The organism is Streptomyces sp. YJ-C3 (assembly GCF_053891275.1).
Map to the genome: position 1 here is coordinate 6,749,086 of NZ_CM132685.1, position 13,187 is coordinate 6,762,272.

Sequence of the window (13,187 nt, forward strand, 5' to 3'; positions counted from 1 at the left end):
GGCACTCCGTCGGGGGGCGCGGTGTGAGGTCTGAACGGGGGTGTGGCTTCACGCGTGCGCGCCGTGGGGTGGGGGGTGGTGAGGTTTCGTCGGCGGGTGCGGGTGTTTCGTGGCTGGTCGCGCAGTTCCCCGCGCCCCTGGAGACGCGCACGGCGTGCGCCGTCTCCAGGGGCGCGGGTTCGGGAAGGCGCGGCGAAGCCGCAGCCTTCAGGGGAGCGGGGAACTGCGCGACCAGCCACAACGCACCCGCACCCGGCGAACCCATCTGCCGGAGGCTAGTGCGCCGCGGACTCCCAGTCCGTCCCCAGGCCCACCGAGACATCCAGCGGCGCCCGGAGGGCAACCGCGGCGGCCATCTCGCGGCGGACCAGCTCCTCCGCGGCCGCGGCCTCGCCGGGGGCGATCTCCAGGACGATTTCGTCGTGGACCTGGAGCAGCATCCGGGACGTGAGCTTCGCCTCCGTGAGCGCCTTGTCCACGTTGAGCATCGCGATCTTCACGATGTCGGCGGCGGTGCCCTGGATCGGTGCGTTGAGCGCCATCCGCTCGGCCATCTCGCGGCGCTGCCGGTTGTCCGAGTTCAGGTCGGGCAGGTAGCGGCGGCGGCCCAGCATCGTCTCGGTGTAGCCGGTGGCCCGCGCCTCGTCGACGGCCCGGCGCAGATAGTCGCGGACCCCGCCGAACCGCTCGAAGTACGTGTCCATCAGGGCACGCGCCTCGCCCGCCTCGATGTTCAGCTGCTGCGAGAGACCGAACGCGGAGAGGCCGTAGGCCAGTCCGTACGACATCGCCTTGATCTTGCGGCGCATCTCCGCGTCGACCGCCGAGGGCTCCACGCCGAACACCTGCGCGCCGACCGTGGTGTGCAGGTCCTCTCCGGAGGTGAACGCCTCGATGAGGCCCTCGTCCTGCGACAGGTGCGCCATGACGCGCAGCTCGATCTGGCTGTAGTCCGCCGTCATGAGGGTCTCGAAGCCCTCGCCGACGACGAAGCCGCGGCGGATCGCGCGGCCCTCGTCCGTGCGGACCGGGATGTTCTGCAGGTTCGGGTCGGTCGACGAGAGGCGGCCGGTCGCGGCGACCGTCTGGTTGAACGTGGTGTGGATGCGGCCGTCCGCCGCGATCGTCTTGATCAGGCCCTCGACGGTGACGCGGAGCTTGGCCTGCTCGCGGTGGCGCAGCATGATCACGGGCAGCTCGTGGTCGGTCTGCGTGGCGAGCCAGGCGAGCGCGTCCGCGTCCGTCGTGTAGCCCGTCTTCGTCTTCTTCGTCTTCGGCAGGTCCAGCTCGCCGAAGAAGACTTCCTGGAGCTGCTTGGGCGAGCCGAGGTTGAACTCGTGGCCGACGGAGGCGTGGGCCTCCTTCACGGCCTGCTGCACGGCGCCCGCGAACATCTGCTCCATCGACTCCAGGTGGGCGCGGTCGGCGGCGATGCCGTACCGCTCCAGGCGCGCGAGGAGCACGGAGGTGGGCAGCTCGATGTCGGTGAGCAGCTCGGCCGCGCCGACCTCCTTGAGGCGCTCGCCGAACGCCTCGCCCAGGTCGAGGATGGCGCGGGCCTGGACCATGAGGGCGTCGGCCTCGGCCTGGTCGTCCTCGTCGGTGCCGAAGGCGAGCTGCCCGTCGGCGGCCGCGGCCGGGGCCAGCTCGCGGCCCAGGTACTCCAGGGACAGCGCGTCGAGCGCGAAGGAGCGGCGGCCGGGCTTGACCAGGTACGCGGCGAGCGCCGTGTCCATGGTGATGCCCTCGACGCTCCAGCCGTGCTCGGCGAAGACCCGCATGACGCCCTTGGCGTTGTGCAGGACCTTGGGCTTCGCGGCGTCGGCGAGCCACTGGGCGAAGGCCTTCTCGTCGGCCTCGTCGAGCGCCGACGGGTCGAACCAGGCGGCCTCTCCCCCGGCGGCCGCGAGCGCGATCTCCGTGACCGAACCGGCGCCGAGCGCCCAGGTGTCGACGGATGCCAGGCCCAGGACGGCCGTGCCGTGCTCGGCGAGCCACGGGGCCAACTCGCCCGTGCCGAGCACCTTTCCGTCCAGCTCGACGCCCGGCTCGGCCGGCGTCTCCTCGGCCTCGGCGGCGCCCGGGTCGACGGCGAACAGGCGCTCGCGCAGCGACGGGTTTCGGATCTCCAGGGTGTCCAGGATCATCGCGATCGCCGTGCGGTCGTACGGCGCGCGCTCCAGGTCGGTGACGCCCTTGGGCAGCTCGACGTCGCGCACCATCTCGGTCAGCCGGCGGTTGAGCTTGACGGCGTCCAGGTGCTCCCGCAGATTCGCGCCCGCCTTGCCCTTGACCTCCTCGGCGCGCTCGACCAGCTCGGCGAACGAACCGAACTGGTTGATCCACTTCGCGGCGGTCTTCTCGCCGACGCCGGGGATGCCCGGCAGGTTGTCCGACGGGTCGCCGCGCAGGGCCGCGAAGTCGGGGTACTGGGCCGGCGTCAGGCCGTACTTCTCCTGGACCTTCTCCGGCGTGTAGCGGGTGAGCTCGGAGACGCCCTTGGTCGGGTAGAGCACCGTCACGTGGTCGGTGACGAGCTGGAAGGAGTCGCGGTCGCCGGTGACGATGAGGACGTCGAAGCCCTCGGCCTCGGCCTGCGTGGCGAGCGTGGCGATGACGTCGTCGGCCTCGAAACCGTCGACGGCGAAGCGCGGGGTGTGCATCGCGTCGAGCAGCTCGCCGATCAGCTCGACCTGGCCCTTGAACTCGTCCGGGGTCTTCGACCGGTTCGCCTTGTACTCGGTGAACTCCGCGGAGCGCCACGTCTTGCGGGACACGTCGAACGCCACGGCGAAGTGCGTGGGCGCCTCGTCGCGCAGTGTGTTCGCCAGCATCGACGCGAATCCGTAGATCGCGTTCGTCGGCTGGCCCGTCGCCGTCGTGAAGTTCTCCGCGGGCAGCGCGAAGAACGCCCGGTACGCCAGCGAGTGCCCGTCCATGAGCATCAGCCGGGGGCGCCCACCTGCACCGGAGCCCGTCGCCTTCGTCGCGGTTGTCTTCGCCGTCTTTGCTGCTTTCTCTGCCACGTCCCCGATCCTGCCACGCCCCACTGACACTCCGGCCCACTGCGACCGGGCGGCGAGGCCGTCGGTCACCCGTGCGAGGATCGGAGACGTAGCTCACAGCACGGCCCAGCACGCTCGCAGGACCAGCTCGAAGGGGAGTCAGCCATGGCCAGCAAGCCGCCCGCGTCGGACCCGGTACAGGACGCACCGCAGGTCGCGGCCCCGCAGCACCATGCCGCAGGGCTTCCCGCCGTCAGGCACTCCCTCAAGATCGCGCGCGAGCAGATGGGCGTGAAGCGCACCGCGCTGACGCTGCTGCGCGTCAACCAGAAGGACGGCTTCGACTGCCCCGGCTGTGCCTGGCCCGAGCCGGAGCACCGGCACGCGGCGGAGTTCTGTGAGAACGGGGCGAAGGCGGTCGCCGAGGAGGCCACCCTGCGCCGGGTGACGCCCGAGTTCTTCGCCGCGCACCCGGTCGCCGACCTGGCGACGCGTTCCGGGTACTGGCTGGGCCAGCAGGGCCGCCTCACGCACCCCATGTTTCTCGCGGAGGGCGCCGACCGCTACGAGCCGGTGACGTGGGAGCGGGCCTTCGACATCATCGGCGACGAGCTGGCCGCGCTGGACTCCCCGGACGAGGCGGTCTTCTACACGTCGGGCCGGACGAGCAACGAGGCGGCGTTCCTCTACCAGCTGTTCGCCCGCGAGTTCGGCACGAACAATCTGCCCGACTGCTCGAACATGTGCCACGAGTCGTCCGGTTCCGCGCTCACGGAGACCATCGGCATCGGCAAGGGCAGCGTCCTGCTGGAGGACCTCTACAAGGCGGACCTGATCATCGTGGCCGGGCAGAACCCGGGCACGAACCACCCGCGCATGCTCTCCGCCCTGGAGAAGGCCAAGTCGGGCGGCGCGAAGATCATCTCCGTGAACCCGCTCCCCGAAGCGGGCCTGGAGAAGTTCAAGAACCCGCAGACGCCGAAGGGTCTCACCAAGGGCGCGTCCCTGACCGATCTGTTCCTGCAGATCCGGCTCGGCGGCGACCAGGCCCTGTTCCGCCTCCTGAACAAGCTGATCCTCGACACGGAGGGCGCGACCGACGACGCCTTCATCGCCGAGCATACGCATGGCTACGAGGAGTTCGCGGCGGCCGCCCGGGCCGCCGACTGGGACGAGACGCTGAAGGCGACCGGCCTGTCGCGCGCGGACATCGAGCGGACCCTGGAGATGGTGCTCGCCGCCAAGCGCACCGTCGTGTGCTGGGCGATGGGCCTGACCCAGCACAAGCACTCCGTGCCGACCATCCGCGAGGTGGTCAACTTCCTTCTGCTGCGCGGCAACATCGGCCGCCCGGGCGCCGGTGTCTGCCCCGTCCGCGGCCACAGCAACGTGCAGGGCGACCGCACGATGGGCATCTTCGAGCGGCCCGCGCCCGCGTTCCTGGACGCCCTGGAGAAGGAGTTCGGCTTCGCGCCGCCGCGCGAGCACGGCTTCGACGTCGTCCGCGCCATCCGCGCCCTGCGCGACGGGGACGCGCAGGTCTTCTTCGCGATGGGCGGCAACTTCGTGTCCGCCTCCCCCGACACCGACGTCACCGAGGCGGCGATGCGCCGCGCCCGCCTGACCGTGCACGTCTCCACGAAGCTGAACCGCTCGCACGCCGTCACCGGCGCCCGCGCCCTGATCCTGCCCACGCTCGGCCGCACCGAGCGCGACCTCCAGGGCGGCGGCGAGCAGTTCGTGACCGTCGAGGACTCCATGGGCATGGTGCACGCCTCGCGCGGCCGCCTGGAGCCGGCGAGCAGGCACCTGCTGTCCGAGCCCGCCATCGTGGCCCGCCTCGCCCGCCGCGTCCTGGGCGCCGCATCCGCCACGCCCTGGGAGGAGTTCGAGAAGGACTACGCGACGATCCGCGACCGCATCGCCCGCGTGATCCCCGGCTTCGAGGACTTCAACGCGCGCGTGGCGGACCCGTCCGGTTTCGCGCTGCCGCACGCCCCTCGCGACGAGCGGCGCTTCCCCACGACCACCGGCAAGGCCAACTTCACGGCGGCGCCCGTCGAGTACCCGCACCTCCCGGAAGGGCGGCTGCTGCTCCAGACCCTGCGCTCGCACGACCAGTACAACACCACCATCTACGGCCTCGACGACCGCTACCGCGGGATCAGGAACGGCCGCCGGGTCGTCCTCGTCAACGCCGAGGACGCCAAGGAACTCAGCCTGGCGGAGGGTGCGTACGTCGACCTCGTGAGTGAGTGGAGCGACGGCGTCGAGCGGCGCGCGCCCGGCTTCCGCGTCGTCCACTACCCGACGGCCCGCGGCTGCGCGGCCGCCTACTACCCGGAGACCAATGTGCTGGTGCCGCTGGACGCCACCGCGGACACCAGCAACACCCCCGCCAGCAAGTCCGTCGTCGTGCGCCTGGAACAATCGAGCACCGACTGAGCGTTCGCTCAGCCAGGTGGGAAGCTTTTCCAGCAGAACAGCACACAGGTAAGCAGGCACGACGGACGGAGCCGGGCCCCATGGGCGAGCAGAACCAAGTGAAGTTCCCGCAAGAGGTCATCGACGAGTACGCGGCGCTCGGCGTCGACCTGCCCGCCCTGTTCTCCGCCGGGCACCTCGGTACCCGGATGGGCATCGAGATCAAGGAGGCGGCCGCGGACCGCGTCGTCGGCACGATGCCCGTCGAGGGCAACACGCAGCCGTACGGCCTGCTGCACGGCGGCGCCTCCGCGGTCCTCGCCGAGACCCTCGGCTCGGTCGGCTCGATGCTGCACGGCGGCCTCGGCAAGATCGCCGTCGGCGTCGACCTGAACTGCACGCACCACCGCGGCGCCCGCTCGGGCCTGGTCACCGGGGTGGCCACGCCGGTGCACCGCGGGCGGTCCACGGCGACGTACGAGATCGTCATCACGGACGAGCAGGACAAGCGGGTCTGCACGGCGCGTCTGACCTGCCTGCTGAAGGAAGCGCCCACCGCGCCCACCGCCTAGGACCCGTCCGGCGGATCGTGTCGCGGGCGAGCCGGTCCCGGCGCGGCGCACGGACCTCCGCGTGCCCGCCGGACGCCGCGCGGATGCCGCGCCGGTGAGCGACGAGGGGCCCGGTCCCGTACGGCGATGCGCCGGAGAGTGACGGACGGGCACCGGTCCCGACACCTTCCGGCCCGCCCCACCGCGCGCGGGGGCCGCGCACGGACGCGGGCGGCGCGGCCCGTGGCGCCGCCGTGCGCACTTCGCGAGCGGGCCGCGGCAGCGACGCCCGCCCACGCCGCCTCATCGGGCCACCACGCCTCCAGGGGCGCGCGGCAGGGGGGATCCGCCCGGCGCGGACGCCGGCCCGCCGGACGACCCCAACCACCGCCGCACCGCGGGAAGTTGACGGAACTCCCGGCTCCGGCTCACCGTCGGGCATGACCGGCATCGGGCCCGTCGAGCCGCACGAACCGCCCGACGCCCCCTCCCCTCAGGCACCTCCGCCACCGGCAGACACCCTCGGTGACGACGCGCGGCGCCTGTCCGACCGCTGGACCGAACTGCCCCCGCACCGGCGCCGGTTAGCCGTGACCGCCGCGGCGACCCTCGTCGCCCTCGCCGCCTGCGCCGTCCTGCTCACCCGCCCGGAACCCGCGCCGACGCGTCCGTCCGTCCCCTGGCCCGCCCAGGTCACTCACCTGCGGTACAACGGCACGGACACCCGACCCGGCACCTTCCGCTTCACCGTGCGCGTCGACCGCGGCACGTCAGTGACGATCCATCAGGTCCTTCCCGGCTTCGGCCAGTTGACGGCCGCTACCACGCCACGACCGCCCTTCACGGTGGCCCCCGGCATCCCGCGCGCCCTCGCCGTGCGCATCGGCGTACGCGACTGCACCGCCCTGCCCCGGCTCCTGGACATGACCTACCTGGACCTTTCCCTGCACAACCGGCGCGGACAGGAACTGCACAGCTTCATCTTCGTCGGCCGTTACCCGCACGCCCTCCTCGCCCACCTGCGCGCCACCTGCGGGCCGCCCGTGCGTCACCGATGACCGACAGCCACCGACGACCTCACACGGCGGTAACACAGAGTTACCTCTGTCGCAACGAAGCAATGCGAGGGTCACGGCGCACACCCGCGCCCACCGCACCGCGCACCCCTCGCGCACACCGCGCGCCCATGCGTGTACCGCACACCGACCCAGGTCACCTCAAGTCCCATTGGAGAACTGCGCGTTCTCGACATGCGAACACCGCACACCGCGCCCGCACCCCCCGGGCCCGCCCCAATCGTCCGCACTGCGCCCACCCGACCCCGCCCCGGCATAACAAGAGCGTCACAGCCTCTTCCACACCTGCTCAGCACTCCCCACCTGCCCTTATAGTCACGGCCAGTCACCGCGCCGCCGGGCGCGTCACTTGCACGGCCCCTGTACCAACCCGTACGGCCCGGCGAGACACACGGCCTCCCAAGACCGGAAGGCCGCGCCAGGGAGAGGAATGATCGTGCGACACCGTTCTCTGCTCATACTCACGTCCGTGCTCACCACCGGAGCACTCACGCTCACCGCCTGCGGTTCGCGCGACGATGACAACAAGGAGTCCGGCAAGACCACCACCGTGGTCATCGGCGTGGACGCCCCGCTCAGCGGCGACCTGTCGGCCATCGGCATCGGCATCAAGAACTCCGTCGACCTGGCCGCCAAGACCGCCAACAAGAACAAGGAAGTCCCGGGCGTCACCTTCAAGATCAAGGCGCTCGACGACGTCGCGAACCCCTCCACCGGCGGCCAGAACGCGACCACGCTCGTCGGCGACAAGACCGTCCTCGGCGTCGTCGGCCCCCTGAACTCCAGCGTCGCCCAGTCGATGCAGAAGACCTTCGCCTCCGCGAACCTGGTCGAGATCTCGCCCGCGAACACCGCCCCCGAGCTCACCCAGGGCGCCAAGTACGCGACGACGAAGTCCCGCCAGTTCAAGACGTACTTCCGTACCGCCACGACGGACGCGCTCCAGGGCCCGTACGCCGCCCAGTACGCGTACAACACCCTCAAGCTCAAGACGGTCTACTCCGTCGACGACAAGAAGACCTACGGCGCGGGCCTCGCCCGCACCTTCCGCGAGGAGTTCACCAAGCTCGGCGGCAAGGTCGTCGCGACCGACCACATCAACCCCGACGACCGCGACTTCGGCGCCATCTCCACCAAGATCAAGAACTCCAAGGCCGACTTCGTCTACTACGGCGGCGAGTACCCGGCCGGCGCCCCGCTCTCCAAGCAGATCAAGGACGCCGGAGCCAAGATCCCGGTCATCGGCGGCGACGCCCTGCAGAGCGCCGACTACATCAAGCTCGCCGGCAAGAACGCCGAAGGCGACTTCGCCACCTCCGTCGGCGCCCCGCCGGAGCAGCTCGACACCGCCAAGAAGTTCATCGCCGACTACAAGGCCGGCGGCTACACCGACCCGTACGAGACCTACGGCGCCCTGTCCTACGACGCCGCCTGGGCCATCATCCAGGCCGTCAAGTCCGTCGCGAACGACAACGACGGCAAGCTCCCCAGCGACGCCCGCGCCAAGATCACCGAGGCCACCCAGAAGGTCTCCTTCAACGGCGTCACCGGCCAGGTCGCCTTCGACGAGTACGGCGACACCACCAACCGCACCCTCACCGTCTACCAGGTCAAGGGCGGCAAGCACACCCCGGTCAAGACCGGCGAGCTGGAGAACTGACCCACAGGGAACCCCCGCGGTAACCCTCCCCGGGATCCCACCGCACCAGCCCACGGCGCGGGGGGCACACAACAGCCCCCCGCGCCCTCGCACTTGACGACAACCTCGGAGGCCCAGCGGTGCACGATCTGCCGCAGCAGCTGGTCAACGGCCTGATCCTCGGAGCCCTGTACGGCCTCATAGCCGTCGGCTACACCATGGTCTACGGCATCATCCAGCTCATCAACTTCGCCCACGGCGAGATCTACATGATCGGCGGCTTCGGCGCCCTCACCATGTGGCTCTGGCTCCCCGGCGGCACGTCCCTCGCCATCGCGATGCCCCTCATGCTCCTCATGGGCATCGCCTGCTCCGTCCTCGTCGCCGTCGGCGCCGAACGGTTCGCCTACCGCCCCCTCAGGAACGCCCCCCGGCTCGCCCCGCTCATCACCGCGATCGGCCTGTCCATCGCGCTGCAGCAGGTCGTCTGGGCGTTCTACCCCGACGCCAAGGCCGACCGCACCTTCCCCCAGTTCTCCGGCGGCCCCATCGACCTCGGAGCCTTCACGCTCCAGCGCGGCGACCTCTTCCTCATCATCGCGGCCCCCCTGTGCATGGCCTTCCTCGCCTACTTCGTCGCCAGGACCCGCACCGGACGCGCCATGCAGGCCACCTCCCAGGACCCGGACACCGCCCAGCTCATGGGCATCAACACCGACCGGATCGTCGTCACGGCCTTCGCCATCGGCGGCGCCTTCGCCGCCGTCGCCGCCATGGCCTACGGACTCAAATACGGCCAGGTCGGCTTCAAGATGGGCTTCATCGCCGGCCTCAAGGCCTTCACCGCCGCCGTCCTCGGCGGCATCGGCAACATCTACGGCGCCATGATCGGCGGCCTCGCCCTCGGCCTCGCCGAAGCCCTCGCCACCGCCTACATCCAGGACATCCCCGGCATGGAGCTCCTCGGCGGCGGTGCCTGGAAGGACGTCTGGGCCTTCGTGCTCCTCATCCTCGTGCTCCTGCTGCGCCCCCAGGGCCTGCTCGGCGAGCGCGTCGCGGACAGGGCGTGATCACCATGACCGACACCACCACCACGGCCCCCGCACGCGCCGTGCTCCCGCTGCCCGAGAAGGCCGCCCGCTACGGCACCGCCGCCGGCGCCCTCCTCACCACCGCGAGCACCTTCCTCGCCTGGACCTGGACCGCGGAATTCCCCGGCGACCTCACCGTCACCGGCTACCCCGGCGGCCTGCAGGTCCTCACCCTCGTCGGCGGCCTCATCACCCTGCTGCTCACGCTCTCCGCCCTCGGCATCCGCGGACTGCGCTGGCTCACCCCCGGCGGCAGCACCGCACCCACCCTGCTCTTCGCCCTCGGCACCCTCGGCACCACCGGCTACACCCTCGGCGCCATCAGCTACAGACTCGGCGGCGTCGTCAACCTCGAACCCGGAGCCTGGATCGCCGGCATCGCCGCGCTCCTCACCGCCGTGTTCGCCCTCGGCATCCCCGCCGACGAACCCGACCCCGAGGCCACCGGCGCCGGCGCCCGCCTGCGCGCCGCCCTCAAGGCACCGCCCGCACGCCCGGCCGCCGTCACCCTGCCGTCCTGGGCCGAGATCCTGCTGATCGCCGTCGCCTTCGGCATCGCCCTCTACGTCTTCACGTACGGCATCGACACCGAATACGTCGAGCTCTTCACCGGCTACCTGATCCTGGTCCTCTTCGGCGGCATCGCCCTGACCAAGACCGGTCTGCCCTCGCGCCTCACCGCGCTCACCGCGAAGCACCGCACCATCGCGCTCACCGCGGCCTTCGTCGCCGCCGCCGCGTTCCCCTTCACCCAGTCCAACGACACCTACACCAACGTCGCCGCCAACATCCTGGTCTTCGCCACCGTCGCCCTCGGCCTCAACGTCGTCGTCGGCCTCGCCGGCCTCCTCGACCTCGGCTACGTCGCCTTCCTCGGCGTCGGCGCCTACGCCGCGGCCCTGGTCTCCGGCTCCCCCGACTCCACCATCGGCGTCCACTTCCCGTTCTGGGCCGCCGTTCTCACCGGCGCGGCCGCCTCCCTGGTCTTCGGCATCGTCATCGGCGCCCCGACCCTGCGACTGCGCGGCGACTACCTCGCCATCGTCACCCTCGGCTTCGGTGAGATCTTCCGCATCACCATGAACAACCTGGACGGCGACTCCGGGCCCGACATCACCAACGGCCCCAACGGCATCCCGAACATCCCCGACCTCGAAATCTTCGGGTTCAACCTCGGCGAGACCCACACCGTCCTCGGCGTCGACCTCGGCCGGTTCGCCAACTACTACCTCCTGATGCTCGTCTTCACGATCATCGTCGTCACCGTCTTCCGCCGCGCGGGCACCTCCCGCATCGGCCGCGCCTGGGTCGCCATCCGCGAGGACGAGACCGCCGCCCAGGCCATGGGCATCAACACCTTCCGCCTCAAGCTCCTCGCCTTCGCCCTCGGCGCCTCCCTCGCCGGCATGGCAGGCACCGTCCAGGCCCACGTCCAGTACTCGGTCACCCCCGACCAGTACAAGTTCGTGGAGAACGCGCCGCCCAACTCCGCGTTCCTGCTCGCCGCCGTCATCCTCGGCGGCATGGGCACCGTCAGCGGACCCCTCGTCGGCGCCTCCCTGCTCTACCTCATCCCCGCCAAGCTGCAGTTCATCGGCGAGTACCAGCTCCTCCTCTTCGGCGTCGCGCTCATCCTCCTGATGCGCTTCCGCCCCGAAGGCCTCATCGCCGACCGCCGCAAGCAGCTCGAATTCCACGAGATCGACCAACTCGACGTGCCAGAACAGCGATTGCCCGAAGAACCGGCCGTCACCAAGGCGGGGGCGTGACCACCATGACCACGACCACGACCACGACGACCCGTACCGTCCTCGAAGCCAGCGGCGTCACCATGCGCTTCGGCGGCCTCACCGCCGTCCGCGACGTCGACCTCACCGTCGGCGAGGGCGAGATCGTCGGCCTCATCGGACCCAACGGCGCCGGCAAGACCACCTTCTTCAACTGCCTCACCGGCCTCTACGTGCCGACCGAGGGCAAGGTCTCCTACAAGGACACCGTCCTGCCGCCCCAGCCCCACCTCGTCACCCAGGCAGGCATCGCCCGCACCTTCCAGAACATCCGCCTCTTCGCCAACATGACCGTGCTGGAGAACGTCCTCGTCGGACGCCACACCCGCACCAAGGAAGGCCTCTGGTCGGCCCTCCTGCGCGGCCCCGGCTTCAAGAAGGCGGAACGGGCCTCCGAGGAACGCGCCATGGAACTCCTGGAGTTCACCGGCCTCGCCAAGAAGCGCGACCACCTCGCCCGCAACCTCCCCTACGGAGAACAGCGCAAGCTGGAGATCGCCCGCGCCCTCGCCAGCGACCCCGGACTCCTCCTCCTCGACGAGCCCACCGCCGGCATGAACCCCCAGGAGACCCGCGCCACCGAGGAACTGGTCTTCGCCATCCGCGACCAGGGCATCGCCGTCCTCGTCATCGAGCACGACATGCGGTTCATCTTCAATCTCTGCGACCGCGTCGCCGTCCTCGTCCAGGGCGAGAAACTCGTCGAAGGCACCAGCGACGTCGTCCAGGGCGACGAACGCGTCATCGCCGCCTACCTCGGCACCCCCTTCGAAGGCGCCCCCGAGGACACCGCGCTCGACGAAGTCCAGGCCGCCGAAGCGCAGGCCGCCGCCGAAGGAGACGACCAGTGACCGCACTGCTGGAGGTCGAGGACCTCAAGGTCGCGTACGGCAAGATCGAAGCCGTCAAGGGCATCTCCTTCCGCGTGGAGGAAGGCCAGGTCGTCACCCTCATCGGCACCAACGGCGCCGGGAAGACGACGACGCTGCGCACGCTCTCGGGCCTCCTGAAGCCCCTGAGCGGCAAGATCACGTTCGCCGGACAGCCGCTCAACACGGTCCCGGCCCACAAGATCGTCGCCATGGGCCTCGCCCACTCCCCCGAAGGCCGGCGCATCTTCCCCCGCCTCAGCATCGCCGAGAACCTCCAGCTCGGCGCCTTCCTCCGCAAGGACACGGCAGGCATCACGAAGGACATGCAGCGCGCCTACGACCTGTTCCCCATCCTGGGCGAACGCAGGAAGCAGGCGGCGGGCACGCTCTCCGGCGGTGAGCAGCAGATGCTCGCCATGGGACGGGCGCTGATGTCCCAGCCCAAGCTGCTCATGCTCGACGAGCCCTCCATGGGCCTCTCCCCGATCATGATGCAGAAGATCATGGCGACCATCGCCGAGCTGAAGGCACAGGGCACCACGATCCTGCTCGTCGAGCAGAACGCCCAGGCGGCCCTGTCGCTCGCCGACCAGGGCCACGTCATGGAGGTCGGCTCCATCGTCCTGTCCGGCTCCGGCCAGGACCTCCTCCACGACGAGTCCGTCCGCAAGGCGTACCTCGGCGAGGACTGAACCCGCACATGACCGAGGCCCGCACCCCATCGGGGTGCGGGCCTCGGTCA

The 13,187-nt window shown here is 70.5% G+C and carries 9 protein-coding genes; 8 read left to right on the forward strand and 1 reads right to left on the reverse strand.

Annotated features, from left to right (window positions below; translation table 11 throughout):
- Positions 1–275: 275 nt before the first annotated feature.
- Positions 276–2,945 carry a DNA polymerase I gene (gene polA / locus ACVHNB_RS30385; protein WP_456228969.1) on the reverse strand — a complete coding sequence of 890 codons (2,670 nt, stop codon included), beginning with the start codon at positions 2,943–2,945 and terminating at the stop codon, positions 276–278.
- Between the two features lie 225 nt (positions 2,946–3,170).
- Here polA and ACVHNB_RS30390 point away from each other — a divergent pair, with 225 nt between their 5' ends.
- The 8 genes from ACVHNB_RS30390 to ACVHNB_RS30425 all read left to right on the forward strand — a co-directional run bounded on the left by ACVHNB_RS30390 (position 3,171) and on the right by ACVHNB_RS30425 (position 13,137).
- Entirely contained in the window at positions 3,171–5,450 is a 2,280-nt protein-coding gene (locus tag ACVHNB_RS30390) for an FdhF/YdeP family oxidoreductase (protein ID WP_456226334.1), read from the forward strand.
- Positions 5,451–5,530: 80 nt separating this feature from the next.
- The gene (locus ACVHNB_RS30395) at positions 5,531–6,001 is read left to right on the forward strand and encodes a PaaI family thioesterase (RefSeq protein WP_428955331.1); all 471 of its coding nucleotides are present in this window, start codon (positions 5,531–5,533) and stop codon (positions 5,999–6,001) included.
- 419 nt (positions 6,002–6,420) lie between these two features.
- Positions 6,421–7,038: a hypothetical protein gene (locus ACVHNB_RS30400; RefSeq protein ID WP_456226335.1), complete on the forward strand. Its 618-nt coding sequence runs from the start codon at positions 6,421–6,423 to the stop codon at positions 7,036–7,038.
- Between the two features lie 454 nt (positions 7,039–7,492).
- Positions 7,493–8,716, forward strand: a complete 1,224-nt coding sequence (locus ACVHNB_RS30405) for a branched-chain amino acid ABC transporter substrate-binding protein (protein ID WP_428955329.1) — start codon at positions 7,493–7,495, stop codon at positions 8,714–8,716.
- A gap of 119 nt (positions 8,717–8,835) precedes the next feature.
- Positions 8,836–9,765, forward strand: coding sequence for a branched-chain amino acid ABC transporter permease (locus tag ACVHNB_RS30410; RefSeq protein WP_428955328.1), 930 nt, complete (start codon positions 8,836–8,838; stop codon positions 9,763–9,765).
- A gap of 5 nt (positions 9,766–9,770) precedes the next feature.
- Positions 9,771–11,555, forward strand: coding sequence for a branched-chain amino acid ABC transporter permease (locus ACVHNB_RS30415; RefSeq protein WP_428955327.1), 1,785 nt, complete (start codon positions 9,771–9,773; stop codon positions 11,553–11,555).
- The gene (locus tag ACVHNB_RS30420; RefSeq protein ID WP_428955326.1) at positions 11,552–12,424 is read left to right on the forward strand and encodes an ABC transporter ATP-binding protein; all 873 of its coding nucleotides are present in this window, start codon (positions 11,552–11,554) and stop codon (positions 12,422–12,424) included. The genes ACVHNB_RS30415 and ACVHNB_RS30420 overlap by 4 nt, the downstream gene beginning before the upstream one ends.
- Positions 12,421–13,137 carry an ABC transporter ATP-binding protein gene (locus ACVHNB_RS30425; protein ID WP_428955325.1) on the forward strand — a complete coding sequence of 239 codons (717 nt, stop codon included), beginning with the start codon at positions 12,421–12,423 and terminating at the stop codon, positions 13,135–13,137. Before ACVHNB_RS30420 ends, ACVHNB_RS30425 begins: the two co-directional genes overlap by 4 nt.
- The last annotated feature ends 50 nt before the right edge of the window (positions 13,138–13,187 follow it).